Origin of the sequence: Mesorhizobium sp. M0816 (assembly GCF_040320005.1) — a bacterium.
Lineage (GTDB): Bacteria > Pseudomonadota > Alphaproteobacteria > Rhizobiales > Rhizobiaceae > Mesorhizobium.
The window spans coordinates 156,915-174,143 of sequence record NZ_JAMYOT010000005.1 but is presented as its reverse complement, the minus strand read 5'-3'; the positions used below and the strand labels follow the sequence as shown (position 1 = coordinate 174,143).

The 17,229-nt window shown below is 61.2% G+C and carries 17 protein-coding genes; 8 read left to right on the top strand and 9 right to left on the bottom strand.

All coding sequences use genetic code 11. From position 1 onward, the window contains the following. Positions 1 to 458 precede the first annotated feature (458 nt). Positions 459 to 650, top strand: a complete 192-nt coding sequence (locus NKI17_RS09645) for a DUF6494 family protein (RefSeq protein WP_023679340.1) — start codon at positions 459 to 461, stop codon at positions 648 to 650. 420 nt (positions 651 to 1,070) lie between these two features. Here the strand turns inward: NKI17_RS09645 and NKI17_RS09640 are convergent, their stop codons facing one another. From NKI17_RS09640 to NKI17_RS09625, 4 genes are all read right to left on the bottom strand, one after another. Then, positions 1,071 to 1,967, bottom strand: a complete 897-nt coding sequence (locus NKI17_RS09640) for a hypothetical protein (RefSeq protein WP_352569880.1) — start codon at positions 1,965 to 1,967, stop codon at positions 1,071 to 1,073. Positions 1,968 to 2,166: 199 nt separating this feature from the next. Continuing rightward, positions 2,167 to 3,222 (bottom strand): hypothetical protein, encoded by a 1,056-nt coding sequence (locus NKI17_RS09635; protein WP_352905753.1) that lies wholly within the window; start codon positions 3,220 to 3,222, stop codon positions 2,167 to 2,169. A 550-nt stretch (positions 3,223 to 3,772) separates the two neighbouring features. Further along, positions 3,773 to 4,597: a L,D-transpeptidase gene (locus tag NKI17_RS09630; RefSeq protein WP_352636407.1), complete on the bottom strand. Its 825-nt coding sequence runs from the start codon at positions 4,595 to 4,597 to the stop codon at positions 3,773 to 3,775. 171 nt (positions 4,598 to 4,768) lie between these two features. Next, the gene (locus tag NKI17_RS09625) at positions 4,769 to 5,431 is read right to left on the bottom strand and encodes a haloacid dehalogenase type II (RefSeq protein ID WP_352591620.1); all 663 of its coding nucleotides are present in this window, start codon (positions 5,429 to 5,431) and stop codon (positions 4,769 to 4,771) included. Positions 5,432 to 5,582: 151 nt separating this feature from the next. Here NKI17_RS09625 and NKI17_RS09620 point away from each other — a divergent pair, with 151 nt between their 5' ends. The 4 genes from NKI17_RS09620 to NKI17_RS09605 all read left to right on the top strand — a co-directional run bounded on the left by NKI17_RS09620 (position 5,583) and on the right by NKI17_RS09605 (position 8,743). After that, positions 5,583 to 6,461, top strand: a complete 879-nt coding sequence (locus tag NKI17_RS09620; RefSeq protein WP_352847199.1) for a branched-chain amino acid aminotransferase — start codon at positions 5,583 to 5,585, stop codon at positions 6,459 to 6,461. A 107-nt stretch (positions 6,462 to 6,568) separates the two neighbouring features. Continuing rightward, on the top strand, positions 6,569 to 7,165 hold the full coding sequence (locus NKI17_RS09615) for a superoxide dismutase (protein WP_023677850.1): 597 nt from the start codon (positions 6,569 to 6,571) through the stop codon (positions 7,163 to 7,165). A gap of 174 nt (positions 7,166 to 7,339) precedes the next feature. Beyond that, positions 7,340 to 7,783 carry a c-type cytochrome gene (locus tag NKI17_RS09610; RefSeq protein WP_352449059.1) on the top strand — a complete coding sequence of 148 codons (444 nt, stop codon included), beginning with the start codon at positions 7,340 to 7,342 and terminating at the stop codon, positions 7,781 to 7,783. A gap of 9 nt (positions 7,784 to 7,792) precedes the next feature. Then, entirely contained in the window at positions 7,793 to 8,743 is a 951-nt protein-coding gene (locus NKI17_RS09605; RefSeq protein ID WP_352905751.1) for a cytochrome c, read from the top strand. 11 nt (positions 8,744 to 8,754) lie between these two features. Here the strand turns inward: NKI17_RS09605 and NKI17_RS09600 are convergent, their stop codons facing one another. The 3 genes from NKI17_RS09600 to NKI17_RS09590 form a co-directional block, all read right to left on the bottom strand. Continuing rightward, positions 8,755 to 9,138, bottom strand: a complete 384-nt coding sequence (locus tag NKI17_RS09600) for an SET domain-containing protein (RefSeq protein ID WP_352905749.1) — start codon at positions 9,136 to 9,138, stop codon at positions 8,755 to 8,757. 144 nt (positions 9,139 to 9,282) lie between these two features. Beyond that, positions 9,283 to 9,909, bottom strand: a complete 627-nt coding sequence (locus tag NKI17_RS09595; RefSeq protein ID WP_352501776.1) for a LysE family translocator — start codon at positions 9,907 to 9,909, stop codon at positions 9,283 to 9,285. Positions 9,910 to 9,986: 77 nt separating this feature from the next. Continuing rightward, positions 9,987 to 12,098, bottom strand: a complete 2,112-nt coding sequence (locus NKI17_RS09590; RefSeq protein ID WP_352566131.1) for a S9 family peptidase — start codon at positions 12,096 to 12,098, stop codon at positions 9,987 to 9,989. Positions 12,099 to 12,771: 673 nt separating this feature from the next. On the opposite strand from NKI17_RS09590, the gene NKI17_RS09585 reads away from it, so the two are divergent. Further along, a complete protein-coding gene (locus NKI17_RS09585; RefSeq protein ID WP_023677844.1) occupies positions 12,772 to 13,197 on the top strand; it encodes a Ros/MucR family transcriptional regulator in 426 nt (141 codons plus the stop codon). Positions 13,198 to 13,311: 114 nt separating this feature from the next. Here NKI17_RS09585 and NKI17_RS09580 read toward each other — a convergent pair whose 3' ends face one another. Both NKI17_RS09580 and NKI17_RS09575 read right to left on the bottom strand, forming a co-directional pair. After that, positions 13,312 to 13,740, bottom strand: a complete 429-nt coding sequence (locus tag NKI17_RS09580) for a SufE family protein (RefSeq protein ID WP_023677843.1) — start codon at positions 13,738 to 13,740, stop codon at positions 13,312 to 13,314. Between the two features lie 112 nt (positions 13,741 to 13,852). Then, complete coding sequence (locus NKI17_RS09575; RefSeq protein WP_023677842.1) at positions 13,853 to 14,221, bottom strand: DUF5330 domain-containing protein; 369 nt, start codon at positions 14,219 to 14,221, stop codon at positions 13,853 to 13,855. Positions 14,222 to 14,740: 519 nt separating this feature from the next. Here NKI17_RS09575 and NKI17_RS09570 point away from each other — a divergent pair. Continuing rightward, positions 14,741 to 16,486 carry an ATP-binding protein gene (locus tag NKI17_RS09570; RefSeq protein ID WP_352566204.1) on the top strand — a complete coding sequence of 582 codons (1,746 nt, stop codon included), beginning with the start codon at positions 14,741 to 14,743 and terminating at the stop codon, positions 16,484 to 16,486. Continuing rightward, entirely contained in the window at positions 16,461 to 17,228 is a 768-nt protein-coding gene (locus NKI17_RS09565) for a peptidoglycan-binding domain-containing protein (RefSeq protein ID WP_352905747.1), read from the top strand. Before NKI17_RS09570 ends, NKI17_RS09565 begins: the two co-directional genes overlap by 26 nt. The last annotated feature ends 1 nt before the right edge of the window (position 17,229 follow it).

Here is a 17,229-nt window from a genome sequence, read left to right as displayed (position 1 = left end):
GCGCCGCAGGCTGACCTGTCATGCAGGAAGCAAGCCCACCTGCACCGGCAAATCGCCGCGCCGGTCGTCGACGCCTTAAGAAATTTCCGGCGAGACAGCGCTTGGCCTGGCTTACGTTGTGCCGACCCGCAATTTATCTCACCACGATCTTCTTTAATGGTCTTTCCTCCCAATCGAACCCAAAGAAGCGCCGAGTGCTGATCAGATCGATTTGAGGTACTCGATCAGATCACTCTTTTCCTGATCGGTCAGATCAAGGCCGAGATGGCCGTCATAGTGCTCCTTCTGCGCAAGACGTCGATCGGTTCCACTCCTCCTGCCAGGGGTCGATCAAGTTTAAGGACCCGACGTCTCCTCCCGGCTCGAGGTCTATTTCAATAAAACCGTACGTCACCGTCCTGCTTCCTTGATCCCTTGCCTTCCCTTACAATCCCTTCCGGACACAGAGGAGTTCCGCCATGAGCGAAGACGCCGTCAACATGTCGATCCGCAAGTTCCTGAAGGAAGTCGGCGTCACCTCACAGCGCAAGATCGAGGAGACGGTGCGCGAAGGGCAAATCGGCGGCAAGAAGCTGAAGGTCCGCATGACGCTGACGGCGGAAGGCACCGGCCTCAACCACGTGGTGGACGGCGAGATCGAACTTCCATAAGCCGGGCGAAGCGACCTAGCGAAACGTCCAACGCGGCCGAAAGCCGTCGAGACGGATCAGCGGTTGGAATGGCGTCTGGCCGGGTCGATGTAGTACCGCTCACCCCACGCTCTTGCGACTCTGAGGGAACGCGAAAGACCGACCCAACCAAGCCGTTTGACCCGCGCTGGCAGCTGCTGAGTAGGCGAAGTCAGCATCGCCTCGATCGCGCCACGAACGGTCATTGGTCAGCTACTAACGGAATGTCTCGATCCCATTACTTGCCGTTCGATAGCGCGGACGGACATAACAGTCACGTGGCCTCCTTGCGATCATGAGGCGTGCACCCTACCATTTGCCTGGCGGCCTTTAGGGGTCATCACCGTCGGGGGAGGCGTCTGCGCTGCCACCTTCTAAAACGTCGTCGCTTGCGACGCGGTTCTACTTACCGGCGTTGCTCAAGCTGAACAGATCGACGCGATCACGAGAGGGTAGCTCCGGCTGGTCCGCAACGACGAAAGCAGTCTTGTTCCAGCTAACGTCGAATTGGTCGAGCTTACTCACTAGCTTCCTGCGCTCTGCGGCGGAATGCAGCGCTTTGAGTGCCTGCGTTTCATCGGTGCTGATCCCGAGCAACCTTCCACCCGTGGCAGTAAGGTAGGCCAGCAACCAGCCAATAACGAAAGAAGCCGCTCGAATTATTGGCGTTGTGTCCAACAGCAGCGGAACAGAGAAGATCGAGCCCAAGACCACACCAATGCCGATTCTGACGGCTCTGTTGCGGCGAAGGGTCCCCTCGACATCAGTGCAAAGGGCCTCAATCGCATAACGGTCCTCACGGTGCTTGGCCTCCAGCTTTGCGCCCAAGATTGTTGCTTCTTGCTCCCTCTCCTTCTGTATCGTCTCAATTCGTTCATTGACCTTGTTTAACCGTTTTTTCCCTTCGGCTTTTGCCTTGTTGACCGCTTCCAGCCCTTTCTGACGTTCCTCTTCGAGGTGCGGATGCAGCATCTCCTGCCACAAAAGCGGGAGGTTTTCCTCGGTCACGACGTTGGACACACCTAGCGTTTTATCCATGAGGGCCTGCGCGCTGCGATCCTGCGAAATCAGCAAATCGAGCTGGCGGCTCTTGTCGTCATCCCCCAGCGCATCAGTGAGCCGCTTCACGGCCGCTACCACTCCCGGACGGATCGCGAGCACATGTTCGCAGCTTGCCAGCAGCATTCGTTTTGGAATGTTGAGATCACCGGCCCCCATGCCTGTGCGGAGCCAGATGGCGGTCGCAAGTACGCGGCGATGAACGACGGGCGGCACCGTTTCGTCAGGCAGTCCGCTCATTTGGACACACGCTCGGCGGACAATTTGGGCAAGAAGACCGTTCCGAGTCAGGCCGACCGCGTGCGACTTGAATATGTCTCGGCTAGTTCTGCCCCGCCGCTGTCTGACAATGAAGGCAGTGATGTCGGTGTCGTGTTCACGCGCCAACGGATTCTCGGCGTAACTGAGCCTGCCGTAAAGGTCCTGCCAGTTGTCCTTGTTAAAGAACTGGTGCTCGGATGGCCTGCTCCCGGGTTCGATACGTAGCCTTCACACCCACTGCGTCCAACAGGGGAGCAGGGTTGCGCGACACCTCGTTCACATACTCCCGCAAGACCTCACGCCTCAATAGGGCATGCGCAGTCGGGCCTGTAGGGCGCGGATTCTTCAAGACGGCTTGCAGGTTATTCTTTATCTCGTCGAGGCTCTGCCCGAAAATTCGAACCGAGGCCCCGATCCTGATGAGTTCGGCCACGACAGGGGCAGTGTTCTCGCGCGCCAACTTCCCGGAGACACCGAGAAGTTCCATCGCAACTGGCGCATCCAGATAGACAACGAGGTCGGTCTTATCGACCGAGGTCACCGGCTTCACAAAGTCCTGAACGACCTCGGTCAGAAGCCCGATAGCTGCAATCCGGGCAAGTACCTCAGCACTGCCTTGGTTCTCCTCGATTGCATGTTTGACGAAGCGCGCGCACAGGAATTTCTCTTCGTCTCGGAGGGAGGTCGTATTGGGGATTTCTACTACCTGCCGCAGCTTTCCTGACGCATCCGGTTTGACGCCCGCTTTGAACTCGATGCTCTTCTCGCTGAACGCTTCGACGTAAAGGAGCCATTCGACAAGGATGTCCTCGAACTCTTCGACGTCTCGGGGGATTGTAGTGAGTGGCGAAAGCGCTTCGGAGAACTCCTTAAACTGAGTGGCGATGCGGCGTAGCTCAGCCTCAACGGTCTGAGTGGATGCATCCGGCTCGCCGTTGTCAGCCATCTGAATCGTATACGTGGTATCCTTGGCACCTGCGATGTCAGCAACAATCCAGCCGTGACGCTCTAAGTAAGGGACAAATGTCTCGACCAGATCGGAGTTGAAGTTCCACTTGTACATATCGCGAATTGCTGCGGCGATGACATCTGGGTCGAGTTTGCTGCCATTGTGACGGCGCAAGATCGGATCGAAGAACGGCAGCAACCGTTCCAGCACGTTTCCGCTGTCATTTCCGAGTGCAGACAACGCCCCGTAAATGCGAACCGCCGACCGAGTAAGTTGCGTTGCCATGACCCGTATTGAACCGTTGCCTACGGTTGCAGACTAAGGGTCAACGTGGTCGCAGGCTACTGCTTATTGTGCATGTCAAGATGATCATGGTCGGTAATTGTTATGGTCAACGTCGCGGATAGACGCGAACAGCTTCCACCTCTCTTAGCCAAATCAATCCGAAGCGATCCGGCGCCCTAGTGGACGCTCCGCTTCCGAGCCGAGGCGTCGCAGTATGGTCACATCGGGGAAGGTCCGCTTCCGCTCATCGCAAACAGCCTCGAACCGTCGGGCTGAATGACCGCAAACAATAATCCATAGCCGACGATCGCGATCACTGGCCTTGGAATGTCTGGCAAGGGTCAGGAGCGCTGGTTGCGCTCAACGTCGGGTTTCGGGAAGGAGAAACGGCCCAGGACGGGCAGCAATGGGTAGGGAACGCTGGTTGCGTTGAATGTCGGCTATCGGGGGGCTCGGCATAAGCATCGGACCTAAAAGCGGGCACGGGCAAGCCGACGCTCGGCAAAACCAGCAGGAGACGTGAGCAATCCCGCCCGCGCTTTCGACCAGCTCAGAAGATCGAGTTGGTCACCGCTTTTATCGGGCCGAGCAGGATCGATCCTTCCGGCACGCCGGCGTCGATCGGAATGGCTTTGCGGTTTGCTGTCGCCACCATCGGCTGACCGATGTCGGCCGTCACCACGACCGGGGTCTTGTTCGGCACACGATCATAGAGATCGATGATGTCCTGGTTCATCAGGCGCACACAGCCCGACGACACCGATTTGCCGATCGACCGCCATTCCGGCGAACCGTGCAAGCGGTAGAGCGTGTCCTGGTTGCCCTGGAAGAGATAAAGCGCCCGCGCGCCAAGCGGGTTCTTGAGCCCACCGGGCATGCCGCCATTGTCGGCGCTGTACGGCTTCAACTCCGGCTGCCGGGCGATCATGTCGTCCGGCGGCGTCCATTTCGGCCATTTCTGCTTCCATTGGACCACCGCATCGCCCGACCATTCGAAGCCGGCGCGGCCGAGGCCGACGCCATAGCGGATCGCCTGGCCGCCCGGGCGCACCAGGTAGAGGAAGTGATTGGTCGTGTCGACGACGATGGTGCCCGGCTGCTGCCCGGTCGGATCGTCCACGATCTGGCGCAGGAACTGCGGGTCGATCTTGTCGACCGGTATGGCCGGCAGCTCGAAGCCGCCATCGGACATCGCCCCATACATCGTCACATAGTCGCCGAGCGCCGGCTCGACATAGGTCGGCGGCGGTGGCTCGACCGGTTGTTGCGACAGCGTGGTGCAACTGGAGACCGCGACCGAGGCGGCGCCAAGGGCTGCTGCGTTGAGAAAACCGCGACGGCTCAGGCGCAGAGAGGACGATGGGGGTGTGAACATGATTGCCTTTTTTAAGTCTCAAATCGCAACAAAGCATAAATGCGTCCTGTTGCGCAGGTGCCGAGCAATGCCCGGCGCGATAGGCGGTTCCAATTCTGGCCGCAGGGTGGACAAACAAAGGCAAAGCTGTGACTGGATCGTCACTGTTGCGCCGAGGCAACATGTCCGGTGTCACCCCCCGGCGACCAGACCTTCAAGGGACGGCAGGATCAGGGCCGGTGGAAAATCCCGGTATTCCTCTGGCTGATTGGCGCGGTTGATCCACACCGTCCTGAAGCCGAATTTGGTGGCGCCGGCGACGTCCCAGCGGTTGGATGACTGGAAAGAGACAGCGCCCGGATAGAGGCGCCAGCCCGTGGTGACCATGTCGTAGACCGACGGGTCGGTCTTGAAGCGCCTGACGCTGTCGACGGAATAGACGTCGTCCAGGACCTGGTCGAGCGCGGCGGACTTGACGGCCGCTTGCAGCATTTCAGGCGAACCGTTGGACAGGATCGCCAGCCTTGCTCCCGATGCCTTGAGCGCCTTGAGCACGGCCGGCACCTCCGGATAGCAGTCCAGCCGCCAATAAGCCTCGAGCAGCTTCGCCTTCAGCCCGGCATCGGCGGACGGAACCTTGCTCAGGGCGAAATCGAGCGCCTGCTCGGTGAGCTGCCAGAAATCGGCATAGGCCCCCATCAGCGTCCTGACCCAGGAATATTCCAGCTGCTTGGCGCGCCAGATCTCGGACAGCAACTGGCCGTCCGGCCCGATCTGGTCGGCGTGACGGCGCACGGCCGCATGCACGTCGAACAGCGTGCCATAGGCGTCGAAAACGTAAGCCGCGAACTGCATTCGATAGTTTTGAGGCCGCGTAAGGCAAGGCGCAAGCGCTGATTGCAGTCCGCCAGCCCGCTGGCCTCAACAAATCTCAGCCAAGCCGGTTGACGGCGGCCGCCAAAGCATCTTCCAATGCGCCGCAACAAGCATCGAACGGAACCTGGCAATGACATTGGCGACTGCGGCGCAATCCGCGACATGGACCTTCGTCGACGGCGACTGGTACGAGGGCAATATTGCCATTCTAGGGCCGCGCAGCCACGCCATGTGGCTCGGCACCAGCGTGTTCGACGGCGCCCGCTGGTTCGAGGGCGTCGCTCCCGATCTCGATCGCCATGCAGCGAGGGTGAACGCCTCGGCGATCGCGCTCGGCCTGAAGCCGACGATGAGCACCGACAAGATCGTCGGCCTGACCTGGGACGGGCTGAAGAAGTTCGACGGCAAGACGGCGGTCTATATCAGGCCGATGTATTGGGCCGAGCATGGCGGCTATATGGGCGTCCCGGCCGACCCGGCCTCGACGCGTTTCTGCCTTTGCCTCTACGAATCGCCGATGATCTCGCCGGCGGGGTTTTCGGTGACGGTGTCGCCGTTCCGGCGCCCGACCATCGAAACCATGCCGACCAACGCCAAGGCCGGCTGCCTTTATCCCAACAACGGCCGGGCCATCCTAGAAGCCAAGATGCGCGGCTTCGACAATGCGCTCGTGCTCGACATGCTGGGCAATGTCGCCGAGACCGGGACCTCGAATATTTTCCTGGTCAAGGACGGCCATGTCCTGACGCCGGCGCCGAACGGCACCTTCCTGTCCGGCATTACCCGCGCGCGCACCATGGCCCTGCTAGGCGAATACGGCTTCACGACGACGGAAAAGACGCTGTCGATCCGCGACTTCCTGGAGGCGGACGAAATCTTCTCGACGGGAAACCACTCGAAAGTCGTGCCGGTCACCCGTATCGAGGATCGCAATCTGCAGCCGGGACCGGTGGCCAAGAAGGCGCGCGAACTCTATTGGGAATGGGCGCATTCGACTTCGCCCGGCTGACCCGCTAAAAAGCGGCCGGCGCTTCGTTTCCGGAGTTGTTCCAGACCAATCCAGTCCTATGTTAGTCCGGTATCGACACCGGATTTTTCCACGAGGGAGTACGACCGATGGCTTTTGAATTGCCCGCCTTGCCCTATGATTACGAGGCTTTGCAGCCTTATATGTCCAAGGAAACGCTGGAATATCATCACGACAAGCACCACAAGGCCTATGTCGACAACGGCAACAAGCTGGCCGCCGAGGCGGGCATGGGCGATTTGTCGGTCGAAGAGGCCGTCAAACAGTCCTTCGGCAAGAATGCGGGCCTCTTCAACAATGCCGCCCAGCACTACAATCATATCCATTTCTGGAAATGGATGAAGAAGGGCGGCGGCGGCAACAAGCTGCCGGGCGCATTGCAAAAGGCGGTCGACAGCGACCTTGGCGGCTATGACAAGTTCAAGGCCGACTTCATCGCCGCCGGCACCACCCAGTTCGGTTCGGGCTGGGCCTGGGTCTCGGTCAAGGACGGCAAGCTGGCGATCTCGAAGACGCCGAACGGCGAGAACCCGCTCGTCCATGGCGCGACGCCGATCCTCGGCGTCGATGTCTGGGAACATTCCTATTACATCGATTATCGCAACGCCCGGCCGAAATATCTCGAAGCCTTCGTCGACAGTCTCATCAACTGGGACTATGTGCTCGAACTCTACGAAAAGGCCTGATCCGTTCCAGAAAGCCCCGGCAGAACCGGGGCTTTTCTTTTTCAGCATCAGAACGACAGCTGCAAAAATTTCACGCAAGCGTGAGGCGAAGCGTCGGAATTTTTAAGCCATCCTTGCCGTTTGTCATCGGGGTGGGGCCGCATCCTGAATTGCCTTCAACATGGAGCCAAGTGAATGAGAAAGCTTATCCTCGCCATCTCGATGCTCGCCTTCGCCGGTTCGGCGGCATTTGCCGACCCGGTAGCCGACCGGCAGGCCCTGATGAAGGAACGTGGCAAGATCGCCGCCGGCTTGTCGAAAGTGGTCAAGGGCGAGACGCCCTACGACGCCGCTTCGGTGCTGACGGCGTTGCAGGCACTGCAGGTCAATGCCGAGAAATTCCATGCCGGCGTCGACACGCTTTTCCCGGCGGGCAGCGACACCGGCGACACCACGGCGTCCCCAAAAATCTGGCAGGACATGGCCGGCTTCAAGACGGCTGAAGGCAAGTACCTCGCCGACGTCAAGGCGGCGGTCGCCGCAGCACCTGCGGATGCCGACGCGTTGAAGGCGCAGTTCAACACCATCGGCGGCGGCTGCGGCAACTGTCATCAAAACTACAGGGTGAAAAAAGGCTGATAGCGGGCAATGCGCTTGCTGAAGAAACTTGTCGGCGCCGCCCTCGTTCTGGGCGGCGCGGCCGCGATTGCCGGCTGGTTCCTGTCGGCTCCGGTCAGGCTCGATGCCGCAACGCTGGCTGAGCTTGGTCCTGGCGACGCCGCCAGGGGCAAGCGCATCTTCTACGCCGGCGGCTGCACATCCTGTCATGCCAAGCCTGGCTCGCAAGGCGACGCCCGCCTTCAGCTGGCGGGCGGCCTTGAACTCAAGACGCCATTCGGCACCTTCGTGCCGCCGAACATATCGCAGGATACCAGGGACGGCATCGGCGCCTGGTCGGTCGAGGATCTTGCCAACGCCATGCTGAAGGGCGTGTCACCGTCGGGCGAGCATCTCTATCCGGCATTTCCCTATACTTCCTACGCGCGCATGAAGCCGGCCGACATTGCCGATCTCTATGCATTCCTGAAGACGTTACCCGCGGTCGCCGGCAAGGCGCCCGCCAATTCGCTGGCATTTCCCTTCAACGTCCGACGCGGTCTTGGCTTGTGGAAGCTGCTCTATTTGAGTGACCAGCCGGTCGTTTCCTTTGCCGACGGCACACCGGATCCGGTGGTGACAGGCCGCTATCTGGTCGAAGGCCCCGGCCATTGCGGCGAATGCCACACGCCGCGGGATCTTGCCGGCGGCACCAGGAAGAGCCAATGGCTGGCAGGTGCGGCCGCCGCCGAAGGCAGCGGCATCGTGCCGAACATCACGTCGGGCGAGGGCGGCATCGCGGACTGGTCCGAGGCCGACATCGCCAACTATCTCGAAACCGGCTTCACGCCGGATTTCGATACGGTCGGCGGCGCAATGGTCGACGTGCAGCGGAACATGGCCGTGCTGACCCCGGAGGACCGCGCGGCGATCGCCGCCTACCTGAAAGCCGTGCCGCCGCACCCCAACGGCTATCCGGCGCGCAAGAAGCCGTCGAGCTGACGGCCGTTGCGTCAGCGGTCGCCGAGAAAGTCGAAGCCGGTTTCGAAGAAGTGATTGTAGTCGCAGGTCATTTCCTCGCCGGGCGCAATGTCGCGCAAGGCATAGGTCTCCTCCGGCTGCGAGACGTCGCAATTCGGGCTGTCGGCATGGTTCATGTAGCGCGCATCGTCGGCTTCGAAGACGATGTAATTCGGGTCGCGCCGGTCCGGATAGGCGTAGCGGTCGAGATAGGTTTTGACCGGCCCGGTTTCCCGCTCGTAGGCCGCTACCTCGATGCGCCGGTCGTATTTCGGGTCGAGCTTCCAGACCAGCGTGCCGCGGGCAATGTGGTTCTTGGCAAAGACGCCGATGCCCTGGATGGGCGATTTGTCGAGATAGACATCGACGAGCAACATGGCAGATCCCTGGGTGATTGTGTGTTGGCGCGGCTGTGAAAAGGCCGCGCACTGGGTAGCGCGCGACCTTTGCAATTGCGAGCGGAAAATCAGCTGTGCCTGCCCATTATCCGAAGCGTCGTACGGCTCGTCGCCTGTCGAGGCCTAGCGCTGTTGCAGCGCCAGCCGGATGCCTAAGGCGCAATAGATACCGCCGACAGCCTTGCCTTGCCATCTCAGCACTGTCGGGTTTCGGCGCAGGAATGCACCGAGGCCGCCCGCACCCACGGCGAAAACCACCGTGCTGACGAGGCCCAACAGAACAAAGATGACGCCCAATATCGCCAGTTGAAGCATCACCGATCCGTTTTCAGGCCGCACGAACTGCGGAAGAAATGCGAGGAAGAAAAGCGCGGTCTTGGGATTGAGAACCTCGGTCAAAACAGCCTGCCGAAATGCTTTGGCAGCGGGGATCGCAAGTGCGCCGGCGGCCGGATAGGCCGGCGTTTTCTCGATGATCGCGCGAATGCCGAGATAAATGAGGTAGGCTGCGCCGATGTACTTCACGATGCTGAAAAGCGCCGCCGACGTGGCAATGATCGCCGAAATGCCGACGATCGCCATGAAGGTGTGAACCACGTCGCCGGCCGCGATCCCGGCGCCGGTCGCAATGCCCACCCTGGTTCCGGAACTGGTTGCCCGCGCCACCGTCAGAAGAGTGGCGGGACCCGGGATGAAGACAAAGCCAAGCACAACCGCGACATAAGCTATCAACGTGGCGAGATCGATCATTGGTGGGCTCCGCAACTCTCACCGCCAATGAAGCCACGTCGCGGAACGGAAGGCAATGACCGCTCATCCGCCGATGCTCACGCCGCAAGCTCGGCCTTGCCCGTCACCTTGAGCGCGAAGGCGTAGGTGAAGGCGATTTCCTCCAGTCTTGAAAACCGGCCGGAGGCGCCGGCATGGCCTGAATCCAGGTTGATCTTGAACAGCACCGGATTCCCACCTGTCTTGCGGTCGCGCAGCCGCGCCACCCATTTGGCCGGCTCCCAATAAGTGACGCGCGGGTCGGTCAGGCCGGCCAGCGCCAGGATCGGCGGATAGTCGAGTGCGGCGACATTGTCGTAGGGCGAGTAGGCGGCGATGGTCCGGTAATCCTCCGCCGACGCGATCGGATTGCCCCATTCCGGCCATTCCGGCGGCGTCAGCGGCAAGCTGGCGTCGAGCATGGTGGTGAGCACGTCGACGAAGGGAACCTCGGCGACGATGCCGCCGAAGCATTGCGGCGCCATGTTGGCGACCGCGCCCATCAGCATGCCGCCGGCCGAACCGCCTTGCGCAACGATGCGGTCATGCTGCGTATAGCGTTCGGCGACAAGGTGGTGGGCGGCAGCGACAAAATCGGTGAACGTGTTCATCTTGTTCGCCCGCTTGCCGTCGTCGTACCAGCCATAGCCCTTGTCCTTGCCGCCGCGAACATGGGCTATCGCGTAGACAAAGCCGCGGTCGACCAGCGAAAACAGATTGGTGTTGAACGCGGCGGGTACGGCTATGCCGTAAGATCCGTAGCCGTAAAGCAGGCAAGGGGCGGACCCGTCGAGCGGTGTGTCGCGGTGATGGAGGAGCGAGATCGGCACCAGTTCGCCGTCGGCGGCAGGCGCCATCAGCCGGCGCGTGACGTAGTGCTCCGGGTCGTGGCCGGACGGCACTTCCTGGGTCTTGAGCAGCACCCGCTCGCGGGTGCGCATGTTGTAATCGAAGACCTGCGCCGGGGTCGTCATCGACGAATAGGAAAAGCGCATGATCTCGGTGTCGTATTCGTAGGAGCCGGACAGGCCGAGCGAGAAGGCTTCCTCGTCGAAGGAGATCAGGTGCTCCTCGCCGCTCTTGCGGTCGCGCACGACGATGCGCGGCAGGCCTTCCTTGCGCTCGAGCCGGACCATGTGGTCCTTGAAGCCGATCACCGAAAGGATCAGCCGGCCCGCTTCGTGCGGCACCAGTTCCTGCCAGTTGGCGCGCACCGGATCATGGGCCGGCGCCGTCATGATCTTGAAGTCCTTGGCGCCGTCGGCATTGGTGAGGATGAAGAAGATGTCGCCGCCTTCCTCGAGTTCGTACTGCAGGCCCGTCTGGCGCGCCGCAACCAGCTTCGGCTCTGCGAACGGATCGTCGGCGCTCATGATGCGGTATTCCGAGGTCTCATGGTCGTTGATGCCGATCATGATCCACTCGTTGGAGCGCGTGCCGCCGACATCCATGAAGAAGCCGGGATCGGTCTCCTCGTAGATCAGCCGGTCGTTTTCAGGACCGTCGCCAAGCGCATGGAACAGCACTTTGGAAGGACGGTGGTTGGGGTCGAGGCGGGTGTAGAAAAAACCGTCATTGCCGGCATCCCACACACCGCCGCCGCCGGTGTCCGGGACCCTGTCCGCCAGATCGTTGCCGCCGGCCAGATCGCGGACGCGCAGCGTGTAGAATTCGGAACCCTTGTCGTCGAAGGCCCAGAGCAGCTTGCTGTGGTCGTCCGAATGATCGACGCCGCCCAGGCGGAAATAGGGCTTGCCCTCGGCCTCGGCATCGCCGTCGAGCAATATCTGCTTGTCGCCGCCGTCACGCGCCGTGCGGAAATAACGCGGCTGCTGGCCGCCAAGCTTGAAGGAGGAGCCGTAGGCGTAAGGTCCGTCCTTCATCGGCACGGAAGAATCGTCTTCCTTGATGCGTCCCTTCATTTCCGCGAAAAGCTGCTTCTGCAGTTGGACCGTATCGGCCATCAGCGCCGCCTGGTAAGCATTCTCGGCTTCGAGGTGGGCGCGGATTTGGCCGTCGAGCAGGGACGGATCCCTGAACATCTCTTGCCAATTGGCGGCCCTCAGCCAGCCATAATCGTCCGTCCGCGTTATGCCGTGATGCGTGTCGAAGATCGGCCGCTTCTCCGGCTGCGGCGGCGTGGCGGTCGGAAACACTGGGGTTCTGGTCATTGCGTCTCGCTGTGGAAGCTACTTGAATGGCGAATGAACACGCCGAGCAGCGCGGGTTCAAGGGCTATGATCTATTGTCGTGGTGGCTCGAGAGGACGGGCTGGAGGAGCGGATAACGAATATTTCTTCTCGGACTGCCGCGGTTCTCGCCGTCGCTGCGATGACCCTGCCAGTGCCGGTCAATCTCATGCAACTGCCTTCGCGGCTTGGCAAGTGGCCGATATGGCTGGGTCTACGGAAATACATTACCCGTTTCAATGACACAGCGCACCGCTCCGGCGACGGCTCGCGAGCAACAGTAACGCTTCGCAACCTATGATTTTACTGAATCCGCCGATCATCCAGGCTGTAATGCCGCCGGCAGGGTCAAGCATCGAACTCTATTTACCTGCTGCCGTTTGTGTAATGGCTGCTTGCCGCGGCGTCAGTCGATGCTGGTCTGACCAGAAAAAACGGCAAAGTTACGCTTTGCACGAAAGAGTGAAGCTGAATATGGAAGATTTGACTTGTATCGCTGAATAGACCGAAAGAAGCGAATTGACTTACTTGGCGGCCCGGCCCATTAAGATGCCGCGACGCGAATCGCGGAGGCTTTTTCCTGCACAAGTTCGCGCGATGCCCAACTATCGAAACGGGCGCAAACAGAAACAATTCTCGTTGGGGCCTGAACGCCATGGATATTACCGAAACACCTTCCAGAAACAGTGACGCGCTGATCGAGCTCACCGCCGACGTGGTGGCTGCCTATGTCAGCAACAATCCCGTACCGGTCGGCGAACTGCCGAACCTTATCGCCGATGTCCATGCCGCTCTCGGGCGTGTCGGCGGGGCCGCCGAGCAGCCGCCTGCCGACAAGCAGAAGCCGGCGGTAAATCCGAAGCGGTCGGTGCATGACGACTACATCATCTGTCTCGAAGACGGCAAGAAGTTCAAGTCGCTCAAGCGTCACTTGATGACCCACTATGATCTGACGCCCGACCAGTATCGTGAAAAGTGGAACCTGGACCCGAGCTATCCGATGGTTGCGCCCAATTACGCGGCCGCCCGTTCGCAGCTCGCCAAGAAGATGGGTCTCGGCCGCAAGCGCAAGGGACGCTGACAAGCGGCTCTTCCGGTTTGATACTCAAACGGCGCCTACAGGCGCCGTTTTCGCATTGTGGGGAGACCAAGCTCAGGCCGCCAGTTCTTCATGCCGCCGGCAATTGCCGTCCGGTCAGGCGGTCTGCTTCAGCGCTGCCTCGGCGTCACGCTTGATGCGCTTGACCATCGAGCGAAGACCATTGGCGCGCTGCGGCGACAGGTGCTCGTCAAGTCCGAGTGCCTTCAATGTGGCCTCTGCGTCGGTCCTCTGGATTTCGCTGGCCGGCCGTCCCGAAAACAGCGCCAGCATGATGGCGACCAGGCCGCGCACGATATGCGCGTCGGAATCGCCCTTGAAGGTGATAACGGGGTCGACACCCCCGCCTTGCTCGGTGGTCAGCCAGACCTGGCTGACGCAGCCGGGCACCTTGTTGGCTTGTATGCGTTGCTCGTCGGGAAACGGCGGCAGCGCTTCACCCAGTTCAATCACATAGCGATAGCGGTCTTCCCACTCGTCGAGCAGGGAAAAGTCGTCGCGGATGGTCTGGATCGTCGTCGTCATTCCCCCGGATATAGTCATCCGGCGCTGCCACGTCACGGAAAAAGAGGAGAAACGCCGCAGGTGCCGAGAGCGAGAGCCTTGCGGTTTAGCGATGAATTCGGCCGAAACAGTCTCAGTTCTTCGCCGGCAAGTGCACTTTCGCCGGCAAATCGACTTTCGCCGGCAACACGATTTCCTCGGACACGCTGCCGGTGGTCGTCACCGTATCGGGTTCAGCGGCCTTGTCGTCCAGCATGGCGGCCGCGATCTTGGCGGTCTCCCTGGCCCGGGCGGTGATGGTGTGCATTGCCGATTTGCCGGTCTCGCACACGTCCGGCTTGCGCTCGCAGATGCCGGCGATATCGCCGACGGCTTCGCGCGCCGCAAACAGCGCCTGGAGCGGCCCGACGCTTTCGCGGCCCGCATCATCGGCGCCGACACCCAGCGGCAGCGCCAGAAGCACCAGCGAAAACCAGAAAGCAGCTCTTATCAGAAAGCCCATCTGTCTGTCCTTTATGACGTCATGCATCCGAACCGCACGACCCTTGTACCGCGATACTGACACAGACGCGCAAAGGACGGCTTGTCCCGAAAGCAACAGTTTTCCTTAAATTTTAGGTAGATTCGAAACGAAGCGTTTTGAAGTTCATTTGCCTCGAACGGCTCAGATTTTATTCAGCAAATGATAACCATCCAACCTATTGTTTTTCATTATCATTTTCTTAATCGGCGACAGTTTGATGCCATCGGTCGTAGGTGCAGGCGCGGGCGGTGTGGATAACGCTCCGTTTACTATGGCGGCAATTGCCCCGGTTTTTCCCCGCCGGTATCCCGATATTTGCAGCCTGCCGGGGGACCATCGGCCCAGCCTTATCCATTCCTTAAACGCTGGATGCGAGTTTCGGAATCGACAAAAGCCGCCTGCAAAGCAGGGCCGTTCACGACCGGGTGCGTTGAGTTGAGTGCGATCAAGGCCAGATACGCCGAGTTGCCGGGCGCGATAGCCGCCGGTTGCGAACGGATGGTTCATCCGTCCGTGCTCGGCCAGAGCGATCGTCGCCGCCACAGTCGGTTCATTGGCGCCATGCTGGCGGCTCCTTTCTTCAGCGCGGGTGCAGCGGTGACGCTGGTCACGTCGGGCATGGGCGCGGCCGTGACCGTGGCTGCCATCTTTGCGGCGTTCGGCCTTTGCTGGTTCGCCGCCCTGCTGGTGGCTGCATCGGGCAAGATGACCCTGGCCGGCCAACTCGCCTTGGTCGTCGGCAGCGTTGCCCTCGGTGCCCTTATCGCTGCCGCCGGCGGTGTGGCCTCGCCGGTTGCCTTGCTCGCGGTGGCGGTGCCGTTTGAAGCGTGGTGGATCGGCCAGTCGCGCCGTGCCGTGATCTGGGGCGCCATATCGGCCTTTGTCGCAGTCTTGCTGCAGCCTTTAGCCGGTTCCGTCTTGCCGCTCGACCAGACCGAAATCGCCGCATGGCACTGGCTGGTACCACTGGCCTGGGCACTCACGCTCATTCCGCGTATCGCTCCGCTTCGCGGCGCCGCCAGCGCACAGTTCGATCCGGCCGGCAGCCACCGGCTCGAAGACCTCATCGACGCCGTCGTGCTGCGAATCGCGGCGCATGGCGAGGTTCTGGACGTCTCGGCTAAGGCACGCACTATGCTGCGGCTGCCACCGGAGCTGCTTTTCGGCACCGGACTTTTCGATCGCATCCATCTGTCCGACCGCGTCCCGTATCTCAGTGCGCTGGCCGATATGCGCGATGGCGCCCTGTCGCGCCGGCTCGACCTTCGCGTACGGCTGCCGCAGAGCAGTGGCGTGACGGCCGACAATTACCGGCCGTTCTCGCTCGAGATGATGCGCGCGCCGGGGCAGGAGACTGTCTTTACGCTTCTTCTGCGCGAGAACGACGAACTGGCCGGACTGCGCCAGGAGCTTGCCGCCGCCAATGAGGCGGCTGCCTCCGCCGAGGTGGCGAAAGGACGCTTCCTTGCCGTCGTCAGCCATGAGTTGCGCACCCCGCTCAATGCCATCATCGGCTTTTCCGACATGTTGCTGCACGAGATGTTCGGCAGCTTCAAGGATCCGCGCCAGAAGGAATATGTCGGGCTGGTCAGGGATTCGGGCCAGCACCTGCTCGCCGTCGTCACCTCGATACTCGACGTATCGCGGATCGAATCGGGCGCCTACGCGACCGAACCGGAACCGTTCCGCTTCCGCGAAGCGGTCGAGATGTGCCAATCGATGATGCGCCTGCAAGCCGAGGCAAAGGCCATCGATCTGCAGGCCCAGATCGCGCCGGACGCAGGCGAAATAAATGCCGACCGTCGCGCCGTGCAGCAGATCCTGATCAATCTCGTCTCTAACGCGATCAAGTTCACGCCCGAAGGCGGCAATGTCGTCATCGGCGCCAAGCGCATCGGCTCGCGGCTGCATTTCTGGGTCCGGGATACTGGCATCGGCATCGCCGAGGAAGATTTCGCCAATCTCGGCAAGCCGTTCATGCAGATCCAGAACGACTATACCCGCCGTTTCGAAGGCACAGGCCTCGGGCTCTCGCTGGTGAAGGGGCTGGTGGCGCTGCACGAGGGCACCATGTCGATCGAAAGCATGCCGGGCGAGGGCACTACGGTGACGATCAGCCTTCCCGTGAGCGGCCCGACGGGCCGCTCGGCGGAGAAGGCCGGCGTGGTGCCGATGTCCGCGGCCAAAGCCAGAGCGGACGGTGGCAAGGGGGAGAGCAATGGGTCGCTCCGCAAAACAGCCTAAGGCGGTCAAACGCCGCGGCAATGCCTTCGAGCACGGAGCTATGGCTCTGGGCAGCCTGATCTCGCGCAATCCTGTTGTGGTCGGCGGCTCCACCGCATTCCTGGTGACGCTGTTCTACGTCTCGGCGAACGCGCTTTGGTACCAGCCATTTCCGCATGCCGGCGCGTTTTTCGCCACCAGGAGTATCGAGCGCTTTCCCCGGGCGGACAGCGACGAGCCCGAAACCACCATCAATATCGTGCGTCCGGCCGCTGCGCCGATCAAGAGCGACCCGGTCGTCGAACAGGTCCAGGGCATTTTGAAGGATCTCGATTTCTATTCCGGCACCGTGGACGGGATTCCCGGACCGAATACGCGCAAGGCCATCCAGGCCTATCAGCAGAAGGTCGGATTGAATGCCTCCGGCGAGATCGACAGCGTCCTGCTGGATCAACTGGGTGCCACGCCGACGACCGCAGCCGTGGTTCCGCATCCCGTGCCGCGGCCGGTCGAAACGGCCGCTGTTCCAGCCGCCATTCCAGCGTCCGCACCGGCAAATGCGGTGGCGCCGGATCCCCGCATCGTCAAGATCCAGGCCGGACTGAAAGCGTTCGGCAATGACGACATTCAATTGGATGGCGTCGTCGGCGCGCGCACCAAGGCCGCGATCAAGGAATTCCAGGCACTGTTCGGCCTGCCGGAGACCGGCGAGCCCGACGAGATCGTCTACGTCAAGATGCGCGAGATCGGCTTGACCAACTGAG

Excerpts from the sequence above, each read along its gene's own strand:
- NKI17_RS09595 (WP_352501776.1), bottom strand. The coding sequence starts at position 9,909 with ATGATCGATCTCGCCACGTTGATAGCTTATGTCGCGGTTGTGCTTGGC.
- NKI17_RS09610 (WP_352449059.1), top strand. The coding sequence starts at position 7,340 with ATGAGAAAGCTTATCCTCGCCATCTCGATGCTCGCCTTCGCCGGTTCG.
- NKI17_RS09575 (WP_023677842.1), bottom strand. The coding sequence starts at position 14,221 with ATGGGCTTTCTGATAAGAGCTGCTTTCTGGTTTTCGCTGGTGCTTCTG.
- NKI17_RS09605 (WP_352905751.1), top strand. The coding sequence starts at position 7,793 with ATGCGCTTGCTGAAGAAACTTGTCGGCGCCGCCCTCGTTCTGGGCGGC.
- NKI17_RS09640 (WP_352569880.1), bottom strand. The coding sequence starts at position 1,967 with ATGAGCGGACTGCCTGACGAAACGGTGCCGCCCGTCGTTCATCGCCGC.
- NKI17_RS09620 (WP_352847199.1), top strand. The coding sequence starts at position 5,583 with ATGACATTGGCGACTGCGGCGCAATCCGCGACATGGACCTTCGTCGAC.
- NKI17_RS09565 (WP_352905747.1), top strand. The coding sequence starts at position 16,461 with ATGGGTCGCTCCGCAAAACAGCCTAAGGCGGTCAAACGCCGCGGCAAT.
- NKI17_RS09585 (WP_023677844.1), top strand. The coding sequence starts at position 12,772 with ATGGATATTACCGAAACACCTTCCAGAAACAGTGACGCGCTGATCGAG.
- NKI17_RS09630 (WP_352636407.1), bottom strand. The coding sequence starts at position 4,597 with ATGTTCACACCCCCATCGTCCTCTCTGCGCCTGAGCCGTCGCGGTTTT.
- NKI17_RS09590 (WP_352566131.1), bottom strand. The coding sequence starts at position 12,098 with ATGACCAGAACCCCAGTGTTTCCGACCGCCACGCCGCCGCAGCCGGAG.
- NKI17_RS09570 (WP_352566204.1), top strand. The coding sequence starts at position 14,741 with ATGGTTCATCCGTCCGTGCTCGGCCAGAGCGATCGTCGCCGCCACAGT.
- NKI17_RS09580 (WP_023677843.1), bottom strand. The coding sequence starts at position 13,740 with ATGACGACGACGATCCAGACCATCCGCGACGACTTTTCCCTGCTCGAC.
- NKI17_RS09635 (WP_352905753.1), bottom strand. The coding sequence starts at position 3,222 with ATGGCAACGCAACTTACTCGGTCGGCGGTTCGCATTTACGGGGCGTTG.
- NKI17_RS09600 (WP_352905749.1), bottom strand. The coding sequence starts at position 9,138 with ATGTTGCTCGTCGATGTCTATCTCGACAAATCGCCCATCCAGGGCATC.
- NKI17_RS09625 (WP_352591620.1), bottom strand. The coding sequence starts at position 5,431 with ATGCAGTTCGCGGCTTACGTTTTCGACGCCTATGGCACGCTGTTCGAC.
- NKI17_RS09615 (WP_023677850.1), top strand. The coding sequence starts at position 6,569 with ATGGCTTTTGAATTGCCCGCCTTGCCCTATGATTACGAGGCTTTGCAG.
- NKI17_RS09645 (WP_023679340.1), top strand. The coding sequence starts at position 459 with ATGAGCGAAGACGCCGTCAACATGTCGATCCGCAAGTTCCTGAAGGAA.